The sequence below is a fragment of the Dysgonomonas sp. ZJ279 genome, from assembly GCF_011039205.1.
Classification (GTDB): domain Bacteria; phylum Bacteroidota; class Bacteroidia; order Bacteroidales; family Dysgonomonadaceae; genus Dysgonomonas.
On record NZ_JAAKEL010000027.1, the window covers coordinates 15884 to 38563 of the forward strand.

Below are 22680 nucleotides of genomic sequence, written 5' to 3' on the forward strand. Positions count from 1 at the left end.
TACATCTTAAGTTTGACCAATCGATCTCAAACACATCGTAAAAATTTATGGTAATAATTGAAACAAAAAAGAGGGTATCCTGACTAGGAGATACCCTCTTGCAATAAAAAAACCTACCAAAATAAAAACCTAACGACTTATATTGTTTCAGTCTTAACAGAAAGACTGTTTTTTCTTATTTCGTATTAGCAGCATTATACTCTTCGAGTTCTTTAATCTTTTCTAGATTTTGAGCTGCTTCGACAGAACCCGTTGCCTGCGCTTTCACAAAATATTCTTTTGCTTTTTCTATATTTCCTTCCAGTGCATATAGTATGCCTTGGTTGTTCCACGAATCTGAGACATCTTCGTATTTGTCGAGATAGCGATGAGCTGCAGCAGTATCATTTTTATCGAGAACAATGGCGGCAGCATTCAGATTCGCTGTTACATCGAGAGGAAATATCCTCACTGCGATATCGAATACGTTATTAAACTCGTCACTGCCTTTTTCGTAAGTATTGGCTACAAGGAACATTTCATTCAGGCTCATTTGAGCAGGGCTTATTTTTACGATTTCCTTACCTTCGTCTACACTAAATGGACGGATTGTATAATTTACTTTGTAATCTACCCGCCGTAATTTAGGAAAGAAATCGGTTAATAATGTGTTATAAGTACTACCCAATGCCTTTAGTTTTTGTTCTTTAACATCGTCGCCATCTGAAGAATTGATAATATCTAACACGTTTGTTTTATTGGGGATATCCGAATTTTCGACAAGGGTTTTCAGACCATCCCAATCTTCGGCTATCGAACTGACGGTAAATAAACTGCTCGGATATGAAAACTCTGTTTGAAGGTAATTTTTCAAAGCCTGCGCTCTCGACTCCGACAGTGCACTATTGGTCTTATACGGACCTTCGGGCGATGCGAAACCTTTTAAAGATATAGATGTAATGGTTGCATTCTTATTATCCCGCAATTGATTTATAGCATCATTTATCTTACTTAATTCTCTGAAGTTATTTCTGAAATCGCTAACGATAACAGATTTACCCACCGGAAATTCGAGATAAGCAGTCCCCTGATTATCCCGAGATTTCACGGCTTCGGCTTTGGGTGCAATGAATGTAACAAGATACTTGATAGTTGGTCTCACAACGGGCTGTTGTGCAACAATGGGATCTAAAAGCGCATTCCATTTCTCAACGCCTTTACAATCTACGCAACCATATACCTGTTCTTTCATTTCTAAACTTGCACCTACCATCCAATCTTCAAAAAGTAGTGTTTGAGTATAATTGATATTCCTTGATTGATCTTTTGTCAACGAAACGAACGGGTTATCCACCACTACTCTTGCATCGTCGAAAGTCTTAGCTCTTTTATCGGCTTTGTATCGGTTACTTCCCTTTATTACAATAGGCTGAAGTTCTTTCAGTCTATCTGCCGATTTTATAACGGGTGTCAGTATAAGAGCTTGATTCGATGGCAGATTTGTCCTGCTTCCATTTATTCGCATTTCTACTGTTAATAGACTATCCTGTTGCTCTGCTATGACATCACTCACCGATATATTATCATATACCTGCTGGCCTTTAGCACAAAGGGATAACACCAAAGATGCTGTAAATAAAAATATTATAGCTTTTGTTTTCATATACGATATAATTAAAAGATGAAATAGGTAAGGCTTATGTTAGCTTTAGTCGGGCCCCAATAATTTTTGGTATCACTTTTTATCTTGGCACCACATTCACCACACGGATATTTATCGTATTTGAAATGTGCATATCCGAGTCCTAAACTGGCCTCTATCCCCCATCGGTCGCTCAATATCCATTGGTAACCATAAGATAGTCCTGCTCCATAAAAATCGCCCTGATAGTTATTATCTTTTAGTTTTTGCGTAAAGCTCACCTGACTGAAATTGTATTGCCCTACATGAGCATGTACTCCGAAAAAGTGCCCGTTAAACTTTTCGCAAAGCCAATAACGATATTCGGGCTGTACCATCCATAGTTTCATTCTCTTTCCGGTAGAAGAACCCCATGGGTTATAGCTTCCCGAAATATCGAGTGTCGAACGATCATTTAATGCAACTTCGGCACCCAGATTCAGGGTCATTGAGGCATTATAGAGGATATTGGTTTTTACTCCCAGATCTTGACCGCTCAACGATAATACCGCAAAGCTTAATAAGAATATATATAAAAATCGCTTCATATCATTTGGTTTTTAAATAAGCAGCATTAGTAAGTGGTAATAGCGCTCCAACTACCACTTACCGATAGGTTATCGACACCTAATAAAGGCAGATTGAGCGGAACACTTACTGTTATATTTTTTATAGGAGTCAATATTAAACTCAATACTGGCCCTAAGATCGGAACTCCCCCCAATATGCCATCGATATTGGCTATATTTCCTATTTTAACTGATAGTGTAAGACTATGGTTACCATCTGTTTGTTGTGTATAAGATTTCAGTCCGAGATCGAGAAACGAATAATCTGCCTGATATCTGAGATTACTCTTCGGTCCTGTAGCCTGTATAGGATCTTTAATATCGACAAATGCTCCGGGAAGCAGGTAAGTATCGACAACCTGATCGACCACAAGACCCGAAATTAAACCCTGTTTAAGCACATTTATATCGCGAACATCATAAACACCATTGAACCCTTTGATTGTAATATATCTTTGATCACTAACAACAGTGGTATTGAAGTCATATTTGAATTGCTGAAGACCTGTGTATACATCCCTTACATTCAGATCAAAATCTATTGTTTTCGGGAAATTATTCATTGTCACGACAGTCGAACTGGCCTCTAAATTTGCCCATGGATTGAGCGCAGTACCGAGAAATCCCAGTAAGCCCGTTTGATCTGCGTTCCCCGTCAGAGCCGTACCTATCTGATTGACCAGTTGCTGTAACAGCAAGTTGTACAGAGCATCGGTTATGGGAGCTACCAAAGCGGTAACTATCGGATTTAATATTGCATCAACACCTCCCGATACCAATAAACCGATAGCGGTACCCAGAGGCCCCAAAGCTGTTCGGAGCAATCCGGGCAATAAGCCTTGAATAGTAGTTTGTATAATGTTTCTATATCCTACCTGCGTAACAATATTATTGACCAGTTGATTTAGTGCAGTTTGCGCATCGACAAAATTACGGTGCAGCTTTAACGAACCTATTATCCGTTGAAATAATACACTAGGTGTTGTATTCGTATCGGAGAATGATACATTCGCCCAGTAATACTCGCTATTATCGGTAAACTCTTTGGCTGGCAATACTATTCTGGCAGCACTGTATGTTGTAGTATAATTAGTCAATACATCGGCAGTAAGCCCCGTGCTGGCACCATTATTATAAGGGAATAACGTCTTTTCTACATTCCCTAAGAATACGGCTTTATAAGATCCTTTAGGCAAAGTATCTTTAACTACAGCCAATGGCCATGTGGGTGTTCCTTGGGAAGGTATCAAGACAACCTTTTCTTTCACAAACTCACCTGTAGATTTATAAATCATATAGCGAATATGCTGTACTCTTCCATCAGCACCCGTTACCGCAGCCTTGGTGTGTTCACCGAAAGTCGATGGAAAGAAACGGACTTCAAAAAAGCCTTCGGGCAAATCGGCTGGAGGATCAGTATTCTCGACTGTGGTTTCACCCTCTCCTACCAGATCAACCTCCGACTCATTCTTGTCGCAACTGGCAAACAAAAGTAACAGCAATATATTGAATAATAATAATTTTGTTTTCATCCTACCCTACTGTTTAATATTAATGTAATCCATCCCACGCATTATCGTCGAGATTAATTGAATTATTTATTGTAAATCCAAAATTGATATTGGAATAATTTCCTACTATTGTTACCACCTCATTGGGGGTGAAAGTAATATTACTTGCAGAAGATATATTTGTCAGATCAGGCACATTTACCGTATATCTTTCGGTATATGCAGCATATTTGACATCTAAATAGAATTTTGTGCTATGTGCACTGAATGTAGGGAGAAGGTAATAATTGAAGGCTACACTCCCTGCCACAGGCGACTTTACACCAAATGTTTTTAAATTGTCGGCATCAGCAGCTAATTGAAAAACTGTGCCGGTACCGGTTATGGGCAATACAGCCTTAACCAGTTGTTGCGCAACCAATGTTACAGAAGTAACATAGGCCGGTATATTGTTAATTTGCAAATTGAGTCCACTGACTAATCGTGTCAGAGTCGCTTTTAGATTTAGGCTGGTTACCTGATCGGGCCTGAAATAAGGACTATTCGGCGTTGCAGTTGCCCCGGCATAAGACATACACACACCAGTAAAGAACTCAGGTACAGATGTAGCCGATGTAGATTGAAGATGAAAATTAGCTAGTGTCACAGGAGTTGTTACAGCACCTATGCTAAAGCGATTTGCCGGACTACTCTGATTGTTGAAATCATAATCGTTGCTATTATATCCTATAACAATTACTTTGTATGTAGAAGTAGCTGTAAGATTAAGCATACCGGTATAAGCTGTTGTATTGTTTATATCATACTGTCTGGCAGCATTATAGTCAGGAGCAAAATTACTATCATCATTAGCAACTATACTTTCATTTATTTTCTTAAAAGGTAGTATCAAAACCCTATTCGTTGTAAAAGGTTGATTCTCTATTGCCTTTGTCTGGCTTATTTCCGTAGAGCCGATCTCGATAGGCACAACTACACTATTTTCGTCTTGTAAAACAACCTCATCATCCTGAGAACATCCTGACAATAAAAAGATAACTGCAGTCAATAAGAAGCAATACAGTTTTGCCTGTTTATACCTGATATTATTATTCATAACGCCTTTCAATTATTAAAATTGATAATTTATAAAATACAAGGTATCCAAGTAACGGATACCTTGTATTTATTTTTTTCATTACTGTAGAGTCAAGTTATGAAGTGTACTCCATGTAGGGGTAATCGTAATTGTAAGAGTTTCGTCTGTCAATAGATCGATCGCTTGATCATCATCATTAGGATCTGCAGGATCTGTACCATTTGTAGTACTAGCCTTTGTTTTAAGACCTAATGAATAGAAGTTATTAGCTACAAGATCGAATACTGTTGCTGAACCGCTTTTCACAACCCAAGTTTTTATAGCAACGTTACTAGCATCATAAAGACCCAGTGTTAACGACGCACTTGATATTGGTATAATAAAAGCTCCTCCCAATTGAGAATTAGGCAGTGTGGCAACACCTGCTCCCGAAAGGTCAATACCATTAAATATACCACCTGTTGTACCTTGACCTGTAAGATCTATATTTATCAAATTATGTACTGCAGCTAAATTAGACGAACCAATTCCGGTAGATAGATTGACCTGACTATTTGTTGCTGCAACCGATAGACGTAAATACTTCACAGTAGAACCATTCAATGTTTCAGGTATATTTTTAAAATAACCTAATACACCTGCTACTTTACGGGTAATTTCGAGACTTACACGAGTTCCGCTTTCTAGAACTTGTGCTTGTGCGGAACCTGCAAAAATCTCAGATTCATCACCGGCAGCAGCAATAGATGCAGCCACATCTTGGAATTTAACGGTATTATCGAATGTTGTGATAGTATACATATCCGAACCCCTACCTACAGCTAAGAACTTATAGTCTCCAGCCGGTACTTCTTGATCCGGATCTATAGTAAAACGTCTGAATGTAGAACCGTCTGCCCAATCGAATATTGAATATGTTCTTACATACGTATAATCTGCTCCATTTTTCACAAATGCATGTATATCAACTCTTGATACATGTTGCACCGCTTCTTGACTATAAAGCGGAGTACCGGCTTTCAAGCCTTCAGCAGCCTTGTTTATTGTAGTGATTTCGAAAGTTATACCTTTTTCATTGGCAACATCTATCGGAGATTGATCATCGCTCGAGCACGAAACAAATAGCAAACTAGCTATAAGAAAAGCAAAAATTTTATTCATAATAAATCTTTTTTAATATTAAACACTTTAAATAATTGTATGTTGATTAATTTATTTCTAAATTATTGATTAAGACCCACTCATTGTTTATATTGGCCCACACTTCCCATGTATCGTTTGTATCATTGTAAGTAACCTCAAGGCCTAAAATCTCGTTACGTTTAATTATAACCTCTGCTATCGGAATCGCAATCACTGTATTATCGGTTTTAGTCAACATGAGAGATAATTTAGATTTCTCTCCCGTTACAGTAGGAGCCAGATAGGTAGTTATTTTACTTAAAGACTGTGAGGTACTTAGGAAAGACTTTTCGACATCAGTTGTATTGGAATAGTCGAAATGCCAGTCCACATCTTTTTGTATTGAAGTTATAGATTCATCTATTTTAGCAATAGTAGTAGGAAGGTCGTTAAATTTAACCATCAACATTCCGGTTGTCCTCTTTAAGCCCATAGACATCTCCTTAGCAATACCTGTTACAATATCAAGTGTATCGTAAGCTAAATAGACATTCTTACTTTCGGCACTCTTGTCATGCAAATTTTCGGGAAGCATATTCGATTTGTCCGAACTATCGACATTGCCCCATACAGCTAAAATATACTTGCCATCAGGTACTAAATCGATAATTATCGATTGAGTTTTACTATCTCCTGCTACGTCTATACGCTGCGGATCGATCATATTTTTACCTGTTTTAATATCTGTGAGCGTATAATAAATATTTTGAATATATTTATTGAAAGGTAAATCTTCGGATATCTTTTCATCAGGAAAATCGGATATATTAGAATAGTTCTTATCGGACACAAATACCTGTATATTATACTGATATGGACATTCGGGCAGAGCTTCCTTGACACATGATACTAGAGGTATCGAGAATAATAAAACAAATATCTTATTAAACATGAGCAACTCAATTTTGTATTATTAATAAAATCTATAGCATATTAAAGGCTTAAACAGAAGTTAACTTCATTTTGTTCAATGTATTTTTAATAAGTATTACAATAAATTACAATAATTAATAAACAAGGAGCTAAATAATACAAATAATCACAAACAACACCTTGTTGTAAAACATATTCCATAACCAAAGTTTTGTTCAAACACTCCTTAAATAAGAAACACAATATATGTTAATTATTTATTTTTTAACGAACAAAATAAATAATATCAGAAATTATAGCAACACACACTATTTACACTTAAGCAAAACCCACAATAACCATATAGAAATTATATAAATAGACAGATTGGATATCTTTCAATAAAAAGTAGAATACAAAGACAAGCAGATGTATAAATATGACACATTTTAAAATACACACATACCAAAAAGCAAGTTTAATTAAATATATTTAATTAAATAAAAGTTAACATTTACTAAGTAATAATTACCAAATAATATAAATTACTAATCATCAAATCTTATTTCAAGTAAAAAAAATAACTTAAAAGCAATATTTAAAAATAAAATAAAACTACCCTCATACAGATACGACTCATTTATAATATCTATGACTATTCAACATTTCCTATATTACATTTGGCTATAATCTATTAATATCATTACTAATAAAATAACAACATAAAATATAAATCGCATAAAAATATGGCGAACATCAACGGAAGGTATAACAGAAAAAGACCAATATTGCTATTGGTCTTTCAGTTGTTATGGATATATGGCTTACTTTCTATACTGAAAGCTAAAGCTTCTAAGATTATGTTAGTTTTTCATCTTGCTTAATCCAAAAATAAAGATTACAACGAAACAAACTAACGGTACTATAAATCCGGTTGTCATTGAAGATATATCTGCAATACGGCCCATCAACATAGGTATAACAGCGCCGCCGGCTACAGCCATAACAATGAGTGACGAACCTTTCTCGGTATTCTCTTTCAGACCGCTTATGCCTACTGCAAAAATAGTAGGATACATGATAGACATAAAGAAGTAAGATACAAAAAGACAAACTACTGATATCATACCCAATCCCATTACAACAACAACCATTAATAATACATTTATTAATGCATATATTGCCAGTAACTTCTTTGGGTTAAAGTACTTCATAATATAACTGCCTGATATACGACCCACCATAAACAATCCCATACCACCAAATGCGAGTATTTGTGATGCTTGCAAATGGCTTATATCAGGTCTCACTTCGATTACATAATTTATAAAGAAACTACCTATCCCTGTCTGACCCGCTACATAAAAGAACTGAGCAATGACAGCAAATATAAATAGTGGATGTTTCAATAGATCTCTGAATCGGCTCTTTTTATTCAATTGTGCTGCTTCCTTTGTACTTAAAGAATCGTCCTCCCCTGCCGATATCTGGGGCAAAGGTGTTCTTACAAAGAGTACAGCTATAAGCAATACTACTATCCCGATACCAATATAAGGAGTTGCCAATGCAGCAAAGGGGTCGCCTTCGTCAGAAAAAAGGAGTAATCCTCCGAGCAAAGGCCCTAAAATCCATCCCAAGCCATTGAATGACTGTGCCAGATTTATACGCCTTGCACCCGACTTAGATGGCCCTAAAACAGTAGTATATGGATTAGCAGCTGTTTCGAGACAAGTCAAACCACAAGCAATGACAAATAAAGCTATAAGGAATGGTAGGAATGTTCGTATCAGCGTCGCCGGATAAAACAGGAATGCTCCGATAGCAAACACTAGCAGTCCGAAAACTATCCCTTTCTTATACCCGTATTTCTTAATAATTAATCCCGCAGGAATACCCATCACAAAGTATCCGCCATAGAGCGCAAACTGAACCAACGCTGAACGAGCTTTCGATATCTGCAATATTTCCTGAAAATGAGCATTAAGCACATCAAGCAAAGCATGTGCAAACCCCCAAAGGAAAAACAAACTACAAACAAGTATAAAAGGAAACAGATAGTTTTGCCCCTCTTTCCCTCGAAACATAGAAGAGCCTTTTGTATTATTTTCGATCATTGGTATTCATTTAAAGGTTATTTAGTATTTTTCGTCTTTGCTATTCGAATAAATGTTTCGTCTTGGAAATTACATTTATCCAATCGTCAAAGTTTTGTGCTTTATAAGTTTTTAAAGTAAAACTATTTCTAATAATTTTATGTCCTTCTTCCCAATCAGCAATTTCATTATTGGCAATAGCCTGTTGTATAACATTGCCAATAGCTGTACTCTCTGTCAGTCCGACTATCACATCCATATTCAGAATATTGGCTATGTACTGATTTAATAATTCATTCTGGCTACCACCACCCACAACGAAAAGTTGTTTAATATCTTTCCCTGTTGATTTTTGTAGTTTATCCATCACGAAGTAATATTTTACTGCTAATGATTCTAATACACAGCGTACAAACTCACCTTTCGATTGGGGAACATGCTGCCCTGTTCTTTCACAATATGCCTGTATGGCTTTTGACATCGAAACAGGATGTGTAAAACTAGGATCATCGCTATTGACAATGCTTCTGAACGGTTTACTCTTTTCACATTCGGATAACAAATAATCATAAGAGCAATTAGGATTTTCGTCCTTTTCCCATTCGGCTATTAACCGTTGTAAAAGCCATAGTCCTGTAATGTTGCGCATAAATAATATTTTATTATCTACGCCTCCTTCATTTGTGAAATCATTCAACATTACCTCTCTTGCCAAGATAGGCTCATTGGTGAGTACACCCAAGAGCGACCATGTGCCAGAACTCAGAAATGCCCAGTTATCTCCCTGAGTGGGAATAGCAGCAATAGCACTGGCTGTATCGTGCGAACCCACAGCAAACACCTTTGCATCAAGGGCTCCTGTTTCTTCTGCAATTTCGGTATTGAGTTTGCCAATCAGAGAACAAGGATGCACAATATTACTCATTAAATGGGAAGGAAGGTTCAATTTTTCGAATATTTTTTCATCCCACTGCCTCGTCTGAGCATTTAATAGTTGAGATGTAGAGGCAATTGTATACTCATTGCAAGCTATGCCTGTGAGGAAAAAATTAATTAAATCGGGAGTGAATAATAGTTTATCAGCTACAGAAAGTGTTTGATCTTTACATACCTTAAGGCTCAACAATTGGAATAGAGAATTTATTTCCATTTGCTGAATGCCGGTAATTGCATACAATTCTTCTTTCGAAATATAAGCAGATGATTTTTCAGACATACCCTCTGTACGCAAATCACGATAGCAGACAGGATTACCAAGTAGCTTCCCCGATTTATCGATCAGACCGAAATCGACTCCCCATGTATCGACTGCAATACCCTTTAGATTGTAGCCTTTCTTCACAGCTAAACGAATACCTTCTTTGATATTTGCATATAATGAGAGGAAGTCCCAATATAGCGTATCTCCGAGTTTAACAGGAGAATTAGCGAAACGATGAATTTCATCTAACTTGATTTTTCCATCCTCGATTATACCGACAATAGCACGTCCGCTTCCGGCTCCGAGATCTAATGCTAGATATGCCATAATAATATATTGAATTATTTAATGTATAGATATAGGAATATCAAGATATACCAATGAGTTCATCTTGACTATTAACCACAGAGTAAAAGGAGTTTTACAGAGTTTTAAAGCTTCAGTACCGAAATAAACTATATTTTGATAACGAAACTGTCAATTTCACAGCAATTATAGACTCTGTGATACTCTGCGCGACCCTGTGGTTAAAGAAAAGTCGAGACTACTTCAATATATTGATATACCAGCAGAAAATTATTTTGAGACTTTACCTAGTATATATACATCAAGATCGTGTATCTCCTCATCGGTTAAGGTCAAATAATTACCTTCTCCGGCAAGTACAATAATCCGACAAGCCAATTCAAAGAATACAGCCTTCTGATAAGCATCGTCAAAATCTTTTCCACATACAGCTTGTCCGTGTTTACTCATCAATACACAGTCGTGATCTGTCAACGCTTCGGTAACAGCATCGGCCAATTCTTTCGACCCCGGCCTGAAATAAGGTATAACAGGAATTTCGCTCCCACAGTAGCAAGGTACTTCGGCTACCACATTAAAGTTTTTAGGTTTATTCTTCATACACGAAACAATAGTAGCGTACTCCGATTGGAAATGTAGGACTACATTCATATCTTTTCGTTTACGCAATACCCCTAAATGAAATACACTTTCCATAGATGGCTTTGGACCATTTACAGGCATTCCGGTAGCAATATTACAGACTGCCACATTCTCTTCCGCCAATCGGGGAAGCCACGAGCCTGTACCCGATACCAGAGCGATATTACCTTCTACTCTCCACGAGAGGTTTCCGCTGCTGCAAAGTTGCAAACGCTCTTTTCCTACACGATGGGCTTGTTCTATAAATTTTTCAATATGTTCTTTTGTTATCATAGTCTTCGTTTATTTTAGTTTAAGCAATAAACGGGCAGATATTTCTACCCGTTTATATTTCTATTATTTATAGATCGGTCCGTAAGTTTCGCATGCACGATAATCAGCACTTTCTTTATCCATACCAAATGCTGTCCATGCTGCAGGACGGTAAACATCGTCGTCGGCTACATTATGCATACATACAGGTATTCGAAGCATCGATGCTAAAGTGATAAGGTCGGCACCAATATGTCCGCAACTTATCGAACCATGATTAGCACCCCAGTTATTCATAACAGAATACACATCTTTAAAATTAGGATCGTTAGTCAAACGAGGAACAAACCAAGTTGTAGGCCAGCCTTTATCTGTACGATCATCTAATATTTTATGCACTGCAGGATCGAGATCGACAGTCCATCCCTCTGCTATTTGCAATACAGGCCCCAGACCTTTTATCAGATTTAAACGAACCATTGTGCATGGCATCCCTCCTCTTGTAAGGAATTTGGATGAAAAGCCACCTCCACGGAAATACTCGCGGTTAGCAGGCATCCATGTTGTAGCATCAAGACATGCTTTAGCTTCTTGTTCAGATATATCCCAGAATGGTTTCATTGTAGGTTTACCGTCTGCATCGTTTTGATATCCACTACCATCGAGAGTGGCAGCTCCTGAGTTTATAAGGTGAATCATGCCATTCGCTGCCAAACCATCCAGTTTTTTACCTGTAACGCGTTCCACTGCATCAGGACTCCAATAAGTACGTACATCAGCAAATATTTGTGCAGTATTAGTCAGCAAGTAACTGAACAACATAACCGTTCCGTTCAGAGCATCATTTTCTGTAGCCAGTATATATGGAGCACGAATACCTGTCCAGTCGAATGATGAATTAAGTATTGCTTCCGTAAAATCGCCATTGGCATAGAAATCCGTCCATTGGCGCTGACCTTGGAAACCTGCTGCAATGGCATTGTGTCCCAATGCTTCTTCACCGAATCCCATTTCTTTCAGTTTCGGATTGCCAATCATTAAATCCCGAACAATGAGAGTCATCTTCACAATGAACTCCCAGTCTTTATCTTTAGCGGCTCTATCTTTTTTCAGATCGGCTCGGTTAATATTATCTTCTCCTTCTTTACAATTCGCTTTAGCCCATGCCAATGCTTTTGTATATTCCTCCTTATCATAAATGCCTTCGGTCATACGACGAATAATTTCTACTTCGTCAACGCCTTCGCAGCGCATACCTAGATAATCTTGAAAGAAATCGGTATTAACAATTGAACCTGCTATACCCATACACACAGCACCGATAGACAGATAAGATTTACCACGCATGGTTGCCACTGCCAATCCGGCTTTGGCAAAACGCAAAAGCTTAGTTCTTACATCTTCCGGAATTTCTTGTGTACCGGAATCCTGCACGTCGCGTCCATAGATACCAAATGCAGGTAATCCCTTTTGTGCATGACCTGCCAATACTGCTGCAAGATATACAGCTCCGGGACGTTCTGTTCCATTAAATCCCCAAACTGCTTTTACCGTATGAGGTTCCATATCCATTGTTTCACTGCCATAACACCAGCAAGGGGTTACAGTAATGGTTACGCCGACACCTTCCTTGCGAAATTTTTCGGCACATGCAGCACTTTCGGATACGCGACCAATTGTAGAATCGGCAACAATACACTCGACAGGAGTTCCATCAGGATATTTTAGTGTTGAAGTTAATAGAGCAATTACACTTTTTGCCATATCCATGGTTTGTGTTTCCAGAGATTCGCGCACTCCACCCATGCGGCCATCGATAGTAGGGCGAATACCAATTTTGGGCCATTGCCCCTGAAATCTTTTTGTCATCATGATATTTGGTTATAGATTAAAATGGTTAATTTGCCGAAACACTGATATATTTGTTAATTTCGGCTGTAAACAAATATATGTGGAAAAACCAATAATGCCTTTCACTATTTCGACGAATAAATAACACTATTCCGATGTTACTCTATAATATGTTTTGTTATATGCTATAAATAAGTATATTTATATTTTAGTAGTATAATATAAAAACGATACTCCTTATGCATGGTACAAAAGAGAATTTAGATCTGATACTGTTGAATGTCGGCTATTCGGAGCTTAATGCCAATTGGAACTGGAAAAAAATATACAGCCCTTTTGCGCGGATCTACTACATAAAAGAGGGTATGGCAAAAACAAATATTGCAAATCAGACTTATATTCTAGAACCGAATCATTTATACCTTACTCCACCGTTTACTGAACATGACGATGAATGCGATAGTTATTTCTCGTTGTTCTACATTCACTTCTATGAGAATTTAATAAACAAAGAATCTGTATTTGATAAGTTTGATTTTCCAATAGGAATAAAAGCGACACCTTTGGACTTACTATTAACGGAAAGACTCTTGAAAATAAACCCCGACCGGCATTTGAGACATTTCGACCCGCAACTCTATGACAATCCGCCCACGTTTTCGCAATATGTGGCCGATAATAATAAAATGCCACTACATTCTGTTGTAGAGACACAAGGTATCTTATCGCAATTAATGTCCAGATTTCTGGAGTTGGTGAGAATAAAGACTTATGATAAAGATTCGCGCATAAACAAAAGCCTGAAGTATATACACGAGAATATCGACAAAAATATTTCTATCTCTGATCTATCTGATGCAGCATGTATATCCGAAGATCATTTCATACGCATTTTTAAAAATGTGATGAACCAGACGCCTGTCAGATACATCAATCTAAAGAAGATAGAAAAGGCACAACTATTGCTTCTTACTACTGAACGTGCAATAAGAGATATTGCATTCGATCTGTCGATCGACAATATATCGTACTTCAATCGTGTATTTAAGCAGTATATGAATATGACACCGAGTAAGTATAGAAAAAAATACAGCAAATAATATCAGAATTTATTACCTATCTTCCTATATTCAGTGGGAGTCCGTCCCGTATAATATTTGAATATCCTGTTGAAATAAGAAATATTATCCAAAGACAGTTCGAGAGCAACCTCCCGTATTGGCATATCGGTGGTCAGGAGCAATAGTTGTGCCTTTTCTATTTTCTTCATATTAATATACTTCAATGGTGTACATTTCATTTCTTTCTTAAAGATGCGAATAAAGTGATCGATCGTGACACAAGCAATGCTGGCTAACTGAGTTAAAGTGATGTTATTTTCTGTAGTTTCGTGAATATATTTCAATACATTATTAACCCTTATATCTTTACTATCTGCTTTTAATTTTACTAATGCATAAAATTTAGATAACAGCTGGTACAGGATTCCCTGTGTTTCGAATTTTGAGCGCCTCGACATTTTATTATTATCGGCCACATATTGCGAAAACGTGGGTGGATTGTCATAGAGTTGCGGGTCATAATGCCTTAGTTGCCGGTCAGGATTGATATCCCACAGTCTTCTGACCAACATCATATCTAAAGATGTCGCTCTTATTTCTATCGGAAAATCGTATTTGTCGAACATCGACTCACGATTAATAACATCTTCATAGAAATGAACATAATAGAGTGAAAAATAGCTTTTACACTCATCATTGTGTAATGTAAAAGGTGGTATCAAGTATAAATGATCCGGTTTCAGATCGTATGTCGCTTCATTTATATAAATAGTAGCATCTCCTTCCGACACATAATATATCCGTGCAAAAGGGCTGTATATTTTTTTCCAGTTCCAATTGGCATTAAGTTCCGAATACCCTACATTCAACAATATAAACTTAGGATTCTCCAGGTCTTTAGGCATAAGGTGTATCGTTTTATACTATATAAAAGTAAACAAAAAAAACAATAAGTATCAGGTTATACCACTTGCAAAAAAATCACACTTAGTTCATTGTAAATAACTAATTATAAATTTATTAAACCAGAAGCGAAGCGAATGTTTTTTATTACAATGAAATGTAAACACAATAAAAAAAGAGCGAAAACAAACAATAAGATTGTGGTAAAAAAGCAAAATATCAGCAACATACGAGAATAAAAATTAATTACACCATCCCCATATGCTGCTGATTATAAAAACTCATCAATCAGGTTTTACAAAAAAATTCTTTATTCTTTATCCCACCATAGGCGACCATATGCATCATCTATATTACCAAACTCAGGATTACTTTTCATATCGTCCAAACGTTTTTTCAGGTTGATATAATTATGAACTCCTTCGTTAGGATATGAGAATATTACTTTACGAGGAACTATGCGGGATACTCCTAATATAATAGGTTCTTCAAATTTGACAATCGAAGATGTCCTGTTCGGATAGTTAGTACGTTTCCAAAAGGCATAAGCCTCATCGACATTCTTAAAATGCTCTATATAAGTCTGAGCATATATCTGCTCCAATCCTTTACCGGCATTCCATTTAATATCAGGTTTTGATAGGAAATTGGTTATTTCAGCCTCAGTCATAGCTTCATAATTAGCTATGTCGCAGAATTTACCTAAAGCATTCCACTGATCGAGAGATGCTCTCACACCATCTTCATACCATTTTTGTGCCGTTTTAGCACTAGGAATGTTCTCCGTCAAAACAAATTCAGCAGCCAGAAAGCAAAAATCGGCATATGTCATAACGGGTGCCCAGTTTCCGCCACTGCCTTCCGTATCATTCCCTTTCCATAAGCGAACCTGCGGCATATTAGCCGGACGCATGTCGGTTTGAGTTGTACCTTGCTCTAAATAATATCTTAGTCGACGCCTATCCTTTGTCCAACTATCATAAGATGCCGAACTGCCTTCCCATCTTGTATAAGTATCGGGAATCAATTTTGTAGGATCTGTCTGTTGAGCATTGAATGCAGTCACATTTTCGGGAGTCAGATTATTTATAACGAAATACATACGTCTTCGGGGATCTTCATTTCTATTCAAATAATCCATCATACAGTATGTTGCTATATCCATATCTTTAATGGAATGCCAATCTCCTCCATGTATATTAGTATACAAATTGTCGAACCAGAGTATAAAACTATCATCGTTACTACTGAATACATTTGCTGTATTAGATGAAGCCAGCACTTCGGTAGCGATAGTTTTAGCCTTAGCCGGCTCTCTTTTCAATATGCGGCTAGCCAAACGAAGCCTGATTGCATTTGCTGCCTTTATCCACTTTTGGGTATCTCCGTTATATGCACGATCCTGACCTTTCAATGAAACTTGAGATGAAGATCCCATTGCACCTTGCAAATTTGTAATACATTCTTTCAGCTGATTATCCCATACTGCAACCAATTGCTCTTGTGTTTCGAACTCGGGAGTCATACTCACATCATCTACTTTACCTTCTCGGGCAAGCCAACCTTGGCTATATACAAGTGAACCAAACATATCGGATGTCTGTATTCCCTTAGCAATAAGCAGTATGCGGGCAACCTGATTCAGGTTTGAATAATCCGATGCATTATCTTTGAGACTGCTTAAATACTTGATATTAGTCACATAACTACCCATATCATTGTATTCGCCATAAATAGAATTCCCTATAGATGTAGAGAAATAATCATACTGAGTCTGTGTATATCCCCATATACCGGCTCCATATTGCAGCCATCTATATTTCGATGCATAGATTGCATTCCAGCAATGACCGGATGTAAGCATGTTTATTTCGGCAGTGTACAACATTTCCTCAGGATTAATTGTAGGAAGTGATGCAGGGTCTGTGTTCAGATTCTCAAAATCGTCTGTACAACCGGTAAGTTGGATTCCGCACAATGATATTACCAGTGATATTATCAATATTTTAATTTTATTCATGATAGTACATTTTTAGAAGGTTAGATTAAGTTTTATTCCATAATTTCTACTATATACACTACCTCCGGCTTCGTAATACTCCGAGCTGTAATTGGATTTCAGTCCTTCAGGATGGATATTATCCGGCAGGCTATTATATAGAAAACCGACATTACGAACAATGAATCCTAAAGTAGCCCCTTTTATAAAAGCCTTTTCCGTCCATCTTTTAGGAATATCCCAGTATAACGATACCTCACGAAGTGCAACCCACGACAGTTTATGTACCGAAGCTTCTCTGATACCATTTCCCCAGTCATACATATTCGCATAATACATATATGCCGAAAGAGGATCTACCAATTGCTTATCATAAGCCTCACGATAAGTCATGCCACTCAGGTCTACTCCATTTTTATTTTTAATTCCTTTGTCGAAAACACCATCGGGTATCATACCATCGTATACGGTACGCCCGTCGGACAATTTGCGTTCCAATCCTCCTAATTCTTGTGTACGGCCTTCTAAACTACTTGCCAATCGTCCACCAGCCATACCGTAATTGTACGAGGCTGAAAATATGTCACCCCCAACACGAGCATCAAAAACAGCCCCCAGATTAAATCCTTTCCATTTAAGATTGGTAGCCAAACCACCTAAAAAATCAGGTTGTATACTACCGATTTTTTCAGATGTTCCCGAACGAATCCATCCTCCGGCAGAATTGAGCAGTTTGTTTCCATTCTCATCACGCTTGTAAGCATAGCTTGAATATATATCACCATATGCACCACCCTCGGTAGCCCAAGCTTGCGTATCGGCTCCTCCTCCGGGTAGTTGATATTTGGTTACACCCGGATATAATTCAATGATTTTATTTCTGTTTCGGGTATAGGTTAGTGATAAATCCCATACAAGATCTTTGGTTCGAATAGGTGTCGCAGTCAACAATAGTTCAATACCTGAATTCTGAATATTACCGGCATTAATGATTCTATAACCAACGCCCGTTTCTGTAGAAGTAGGAAGTGCCAGAATCTGGTTTTTAGTATTCGTTTTATAGTATGCTACGTCTATGCCGATACGATTGTCGAACATTCTGTAATCGATACCGAATTCGATGGCATATTGTTTTTCGGGTTTCAGGTTTGCTGCTCCTAAGTTGTTATTTGCATATTTGAAATACGGATAAGTTCCCGAACCGAAATAACCATCTTTAAAAGAGTTATAATAAAGATATGTACCCGGATTAGTAACCATATACGGATCGGTATCGTTACCAACGATGGCATAAGATGCTCTGACTTTAGCAAAAGATATAGCTTTAGGCAAGCTCTCTTTGAATGTCTCAGTTAAAAGCCACGATGTACTTACTGATGGATAGAAATAGGATACATTTCCACTACCATCTACGTATCTTAATGTTGAAGACCAGTCGTTACGTCCTGTTATATCCAAGTATACCTGACTTTTCCAATCGGCATTAACAAAACCGTATACAGAATTTATTCTTTTCCTGTTTACATTCGCACGTGCCTCGGTTGTAGCAGGGTCTACAGAGTTGCTTAACTCGAATATTCCCGGGACTCTTAATCCATTATTTGTTGTCGAATTGTGATATGATTGGCGCTCATCGAAACGCTCTGTCGCTAGCGAACCACTAAGTCCAAGATCATTGAACCGATGAGTTGCCGTCAACATCGCAGCAGCTCTATATTGTAGCTTTTTGCTTTCGTTGAGGCGATAGGAAGCTCCACGAAATTCGGATGGTTCTGTTGCCAGATTCATGACTTCGAATGTTTTATAGATACGGTTCATATCTGCGTTTACCACAAATTTAAGCCAGTTGGTCAATTTGAAATTAACATTTACATAACCTCTATAATTTTCTTCTTTCTGAGTTTGATTGTTTTCCAGATAATCAAATATTGTCGATGAATAGCCAAACGGATCATTACCATTGTAACCATCACGAGCTACACTCCAATAGTTCTGCATCCAGTATTGGGTATCGTAATCACGAGGTACACTATACGAGAAATCGTATACGGGTGACATATCTCCTCCCTGATAGGTTGGGTTTCGTCCATCAGAGCTTACATAGCTGAACCCTGCCTCAGTAGATACAATGCTACTAATCTCTTGGGTAGCATTTAGCGAGAAACTATTTCTATCGAAAGTATTGTTTAAACTAATACCATCGCTTTGGAGATTGGAATACGAAAAACGGAAAGTTCCCTTATCGCTACCTCCTGATAGGGCGACATTGGTATTTATATATCTACCTGTGCGATACATATCTCTCATATTGTTAGGATAAGCCTGATGTATACCATCATAAATTCCGGCAACAGTATATGGCTTATAATCGTATTTGGGACCGAAGTTTCTGTTTACTTCAATATTTCTATTTTCTGTACCATCATCATTCAGAGGCCAAAGCGGATATGTTCCCATCCCAAATTCATTTTGTAATTTAGGAAAAGAGTAAACGCTTTCCCATTGTTGTGTATGCGAGAAATTGATTCCTAAACCTTGATTCTTTTTTCCTTTTTTGGTGGTAATTAATATTACACCATTAGAGGCACGAGAGCCATACAAAGCTGTTGCTGCTGCACCTTTAAGCACAGATACAGTTTCGAAGTCATCCGAATTTAAGTTCTTAAGATCGTTACCAAAGTCCCGATCAAAATTATCCCCTGTTTTGGTAACTTCGTTATCTACAATAATTCCATCAATAACAAAAATAGGTTGATTATTGCCCGACATCGAAGTATTTCCCCGAATCAGTATACGTTGCGAAGATTGAGGTCCGGACGAACCCATATTAATCTGAACTCCGGCTACTTTACCTTGCAAAGCATTAACCGGATTTACAATATTAGACTTTACAAGATCGTCGCCTTTCAATTCAGTCATGGCATATCCCAAAGCTTTAGAATCTCTGGTCATACCTAAAGCTGTTACAACAACTTCATCCAGAATTTTGTCGTCGCTGGCCATAGTCACATTTATTACTTTTTTTGTGCCAACCACTACTTCCTGCGTAGCAAAACCGATGAAAGAGAATACCAGAGTCGCTTTTTCATTTGTTGCCGAGATACTGTATTTTCCATTAGTATCAGTCATTGTACCGTTGGTAGTATACTTTACAGCGACACTTGCTCCCGCTATAGGCTCATTGTTCGTATCCACAACAGTTCCACTAACTGTTTGTGATTGGACTAAAAGGTGAGGGCTAATAAGAAAACAACAAAAAAGTAGTAATCTGAAAACGATTAGCCTAATTTTTCTTTTTTTACAATAAACATTCATAATCGTAAAATTTAGGGTTAATGAGTAAATGTTAGATCTAAGATTTCTAGTTTAAAAGTTCTTTTTTCAGTTAATGATAATTCATTTATTTTAGGTTAAATTAACCTTATTGCAGACAATCAATATGCTATATCTAAATAGGGGCTTAAAACAAAATATTTGTGAATAGAACAGAGAAAATCAGATTATTATCTAGGTTTTATTGCTCGTACAGAATGTTTGCTAAATGCAGTAATTGCACTATAGATGATCAGTTCATACCTTTTATAACTAGGCTTCGTAATTTTACAATTTATTGATAAGCTATCTTATGTTAACTTAAGATTGTAATCAGTTAAGACAAACGTATAGTTAACAATCAATAAACACTTGCTCATTTTCGATGAATGAATAATACATAATCGATATAATACTTATTGACGTTTTGGTTAATGCAGAGAAAACATATCGTTTATGTCCCTAAGGTAGAAATCAAAGGAAAACTCTTTTTTATTGTTAGCATACACACATACATCTATCCTTTAACACCTTACACAAATAAAAAAATCAATGGTAAACAAAAACATTTCGACAATAGCAAAACGAAAGAAATACAAAAGAAGAGATGATACAAAAGTTATAATAATACTGTAATAATCAATTATCGACCAAATGGATAAATAAATAGATTTATTTTGTCATTCAGTTGTACAGAAATAAACTGGGCGGCCAAACTATTCTTATGGAAAAGCTATCTCATAAACATAGTGCAAAATGTAGTCAAGATTCAGATTACTTAATAATAGAAATTTGTTTACAGAAATAATAAACAATTTTCCTAAATTATTATAAAGTTTATTATGTAAATCGATTCTCAACAAACATTATAGTTTATCAATCTGTTAATTTAATAGATAAATACTATAAGAAATTTTGTATATGATTATCAATAAATTATCAACTTATATATTTTTAGCCGGTTGCTTTATATTCCTCACAAGTGGAATTCCCCCTACTGAGAACGAGAGTCAAATCAGTAAGATTCCGGTCTATACTTTCGATGAGATAGAACCGATGTTTCATCCTGAAACATCGAACGACACGACATACGTTTTCAATTTCTGGGCTACCTACTGTGCTCCCTGCATCAAAGAACTTCCTCACTTTGAAGCAATCGGAAAGAAATATGCCAACGAAAAAATAAAAATCGTCTTAATAAGCCTTGACTTCAAATCACGTATTGAAAATGGTATAATTCCTTTTATCGAAAAGAGGAATATAAAGCTGCCGGTTATCGTACTTGCCGATCCGGATGCCAATGCCTGGATCGACAAAGTAGATCCCTCGTGGGATGGAACTATACCCGCAACTCTGATTGTGAAGAAGGGAGAAAAGGCTTTTTACAGTAAAGAGTTTACCTATGAGGAACTTGATTTATTAATAACTAAATTTTTAGAACAATGAAAAAAATTATATTATTGACTGGGGTTTTAATTTTAATGTGCTCAGGAATATTTGCACAAGGTTATCAGATTGGTGATACTGTTACCGACTTTAGACTCAAGAATGTAGATGATACTTTTGTTTCGCTCGGTGATTATAAAGATGCGAAGGGATTTATTGTCGTATTCACTTGCAATCATTGTCCGTATGCACAAGCATATCAGGAGCGTTTGGTAGCTCTGGATTCAAAATATAAAGAAAAGGGCTATCCTGTTATAGCAATCAGTCCGAACAGCCCTATAATTTATCCGGCTGATAGCTTCGATGAAATGAAAAAACGCCATAAAGAGGCCGGTTTCACATTCCCATATCTCTTCGATGACGGCCAAAAGGTTTATCCAACCTTTGGAGCGACCAAAACTCCTCATGCATTTGTACTGGAAAAAACCAGTAATGGGACTGTAGTTAGATATATTGGAGCAATTGACGATAATTACGAGGATGCTTCGGCTGTCAAAAAGACCTACATTGCCGATGCAGTAGATGCATTACTAGCAGGACAACCTGTCGCTGTGACCACAACAAAAGCCATCGGCTGCGGAATTAAATAAAAGAAGACATTAACTGTTCCACTCATGTTGGTTTACGATTTACATCGGATCATGCCGTATTCTTGTGGACTAGGCATAAATATTGGTTAGTCTGAATAAAAAATAGGGAATGCATTTTACCCCTCTGAGTATTGTTCTAAAGGCTTTTATCTTTGCATTGAATGACTCCGCC

General features: G+C 37.1%; 16 protein-coding genes. 3 read left to right on the forward strand and 13 right to left on the reverse strand.

Annotated elements, in window-relative coordinates:
- Nucleotides 1-175 precede the first annotated feature (175 nt).
- From G7Y57_RS16260 to G7Y57_RS16305, 10 genes are all read right to left on the reverse strand, one after another.
- Nucleotides 176-1642 carry a DUF3868 domain-containing protein gene (locus G7Y57_RS16260; protein WP_165026612.1) on the reverse strand — a complete coding sequence of 489 codons (1467 nt, stop codon included), beginning with the start codon at nucleotides 1640-1642 and terminating at the stop codon, nucleotides 176-178.
- A gap of 11 nt (nucleotides 1643-1653) precedes the next feature.
- Nucleotides 1654-2208, reverse strand: a complete 555-nt coding sequence (locus G7Y57_RS16265) for a DUF3575 domain-containing protein (RefSeq protein WP_165026614.1) — start codon at nucleotides 2206-2208, stop codon at nucleotides 1654-1656.
- 26 nt (nucleotides 2209-2234) lie between these two features.
- Nucleotides 2235-3761, reverse strand: a complete 1527-nt coding sequence (locus G7Y57_RS16270) for a hypothetical protein (RefSeq protein WP_165026616.1) — start codon at nucleotides 3759-3761, stop codon at nucleotides 2235-2237.
- Between the two features lie 19 nt (nucleotides 3762-3780).
- Complete coding sequence (locus tag G7Y57_RS16275) at nucleotides 3781-4836, reverse strand: hypothetical protein (RefSeq protein WP_165026618.1); 1056 nt, start codon at nucleotides 4834-4836, stop codon at nucleotides 3781-3783.
- 81 nt (nucleotides 4837-4917) lie between these two features.
- Nucleotides 4918-5979, reverse strand: coding sequence for a FimB/Mfa2 family fimbrial subunit (locus tag G7Y57_RS16280; protein WP_165026620.1), 1062 nt, complete (start codon nucleotides 5977-5979; stop codon nucleotides 4918-4920).
- 46 nt (nucleotides 5980-6025) lie between these two features.
- Complete coding sequence (locus G7Y57_RS16285) at nucleotides 6026-6892, reverse strand: hypothetical protein (RefSeq protein ID WP_165026622.1); 867 nt, start codon at nucleotides 6890-6892, stop codon at nucleotides 6026-6028.
- An 823-nt stretch (nucleotides 6893-7715) separates the two neighbouring features.
- Nucleotides 7716-8966: a sugar MFS transporter gene (locus tag G7Y57_RS16290; protein ID WP_165026624.1), complete on the reverse strand. Its 1251-nt coding sequence runs from the start codon at nucleotides 8964-8966 to the stop codon at nucleotides 7716-7718.
- A gap of 40 nt (nucleotides 8967-9006) precedes the next feature.
- Nucleotides 9007-10473 carry a rhamnulokinase gene (locus G7Y57_RS16295; RefSeq protein ID WP_165026627.1) on the reverse strand — a complete coding sequence of 489 codons (1467 nt, stop codon included), beginning with the start codon at nucleotides 10471-10473 and terminating at the stop codon, nucleotides 9007-9009.
- Between the two features lie 249 nt (nucleotides 10474-10722).
- Nucleotides 10723-11367, reverse strand: a complete 645-nt coding sequence (locus tag G7Y57_RS16300) for a class II aldolase/adducin family protein (RefSeq protein WP_165026629.1) — start codon at nucleotides 11365-11367, stop codon at nucleotides 10723-10725.
- A 63-nt stretch (nucleotides 11368-11430) separates the two neighbouring features.
- A complete protein-coding gene (locus tag G7Y57_RS16305) occupies nucleotides 11431-13218 on the reverse strand; it encodes an L-fucose isomerase (protein ID WP_165026631.1) in 1788 nt (595 codons plus the stop codon).
- Between the two features lie 218 nt (nucleotides 13219-13436).
- Here G7Y57_RS16305 and G7Y57_RS16310 point away from each other — a divergent pair, with 218 nt between their 5' ends.
- A complete protein-coding gene (locus tag G7Y57_RS16310) occupies nucleotides 13437-14297 on the forward strand; it encodes a helix-turn-helix domain-containing protein (RefSeq protein ID WP_165026634.1) in 861 nt (286 codons plus the stop codon).
- Nucleotides 14298-14299: 2 nt separating this feature from the next.
- On the opposite strand, the gene G7Y57_RS16315 is transcribed toward G7Y57_RS16310, so the two are convergent.
- The 3 genes from G7Y57_RS16315 to G7Y57_RS16325 all read right to left on the reverse strand — a co-directional run bounded on the left by G7Y57_RS16315 (nucleotide 14300) and on the right by G7Y57_RS16325 (nucleotide 20475).
- The gene (locus G7Y57_RS16315) at nucleotides 14300-15163 is read right to left on the reverse strand and encodes a helix-turn-helix transcriptional regulator (RefSeq protein ID WP_165026637.1); all 864 of its coding nucleotides are present in this window, start codon (nucleotides 15161-15163) and stop codon (nucleotides 14300-14302) included.
- Between the two features lie 308 nt (nucleotides 15164-15471).
- Nucleotides 15472-17181, reverse strand: coding sequence for a SusD/RagB family nutrient-binding outer membrane lipoprotein (locus G7Y57_RS16320; protein WP_165026639.1), 1710 nt, complete (start codon nucleotides 17179-17181; stop codon nucleotides 15472-15474).
- 12 nt (nucleotides 17182-17193) lie between these two features.
- Complete coding sequence (locus G7Y57_RS16325) at nucleotides 17194-20475, reverse strand: SusC/RagA family TonB-linked outer membrane protein (protein ID WP_255491492.1); 3282 nt, start codon at nucleotides 20473-20475, stop codon at nucleotides 17194-17196.
- Between the two features lie 918 nt (nucleotides 20476-21393).
- Between G7Y57_RS16325 and G7Y57_RS16330 the strand changes: the two genes are divergently transcribed.
- Together G7Y57_RS16330 and G7Y57_RS16335 are read left to right on the forward strand one after the other, a co-directional pair.
- Entirely contained in the window at nucleotides 21394-21918 is a 525-nt protein-coding gene (locus tag G7Y57_RS16330; protein ID WP_165026651.1) for a TlpA disulfide reductase family protein, read from the forward strand.
- The gene (locus G7Y57_RS16335; protein ID WP_165026653.1) at nucleotides 21915-22508 is read left to right on the forward strand and encodes a thioredoxin family protein; all 594 of its coding nucleotides are present in this window, start codon (nucleotides 21915-21917) and stop codon (nucleotides 22506-22508) included. The genes G7Y57_RS16330 and G7Y57_RS16335 overlap by 4 nt, the downstream gene beginning before the upstream one ends.
- The last annotated feature ends 172 nt before the right edge of the window (nucleotides 22509-22680 follow it).

Coding starts and splice junctions, on each gene's coding strand:
- G7Y57_RS16320 (WP_165026639.1), bottom strand. CDS start 17,181: ATGAATAAAATTAAAATATTGATAATATCACTGGTAATATCATTGTGC.
- G7Y57_RS16310 (WP_165026634.1), top strand. CDS start 13,437: ATGCATGGTACAAAAGAGAATTTAGATCTGATACTGTTGAATGTCGGC.
- G7Y57_RS16330 (WP_165026651.1), top strand. CDS start 21,394: ATGATTATCAATAAATTATCAACTTATATATTTTTAGCCGGTTGCTTT.
- G7Y57_RS16300 (WP_165026629.1), bottom strand. CDS start 11,367: ATGATAACAAAAGAACATATTGAAAAATTTATAGAACAAGCCCATCGT.
- G7Y57_RS16290 (WP_165026624.1), bottom strand. CDS start 8,966: ATGATCGAAAATAATACAAAAGGCTCTTCTATGTTTCGAGGGAAAGAG.
- G7Y57_RS16270 (WP_165026616.1), bottom strand. CDS start 3,761: ATGAAAACAAAATTATTATTATTCAATATATTGCTGTTACTTTTGTTT.
- G7Y57_RS16280 (WP_165026620.1), bottom strand. CDS start 5,979: ATGAATAAAATTTTTGCTTTTCTTATAGCTAGTTTGCTATTTGTTTCG.
- G7Y57_RS16285 (WP_165026622.1), bottom strand. CDS start 6,892: ATGTTTAATAAGATATTTGTTTTATTATTCTCGATACCTCTAGTATCA.
- G7Y57_RS16325 (WP_255491492.1), bottom strand. CDS start 20,475: ATGAATGTTTATTGTAAAAAAAGAAAAATTAGGCTAATCGTTTTCAGA.
- G7Y57_RS16275 (WP_165026618.1), bottom strand. CDS start 4,836: ATGAATAATAATATCAGGTATAAACAGGCAAAACTGTATTGCTTCTTA.
- G7Y57_RS16295 (WP_165026627.1), bottom strand. CDS start 10,473: ATGGCATATCTAGCATTAGATCTCGGAGCCGGAAGCGGACGTGCTATT.
- G7Y57_RS16305 (WP_165026631.1), bottom strand. CDS start 13,218: ATGATGACAAAAAGATTTCAGGGGCAATGGCCCAAAATTGGTATTCGC.
- G7Y57_RS16260 (WP_165026612.1), bottom strand. CDS start 1,642: ATGAAAACAAAAGCTATAATATTTTTATTTACAGCATCTTTGGTGTTA.
- G7Y57_RS16315 (WP_165026637.1), bottom strand. CDS start 15,163: ATGCCTAAAGACCTGGAGAATCCTAAGTTTATATTGTTGAATGTAGGG.
- G7Y57_RS16265 (WP_165026614.1), bottom strand. CDS start 2,208: ATGAAGCGATTTTTATATATATTCTTATTAAGCTTTGCGGTATTATCG.
- G7Y57_RS16335 (WP_165026653.1), top strand. CDS start 21,915: ATGAAAAAAATTATATTATTGACTGGGGTTTTAATTTTAATGTGCTCA.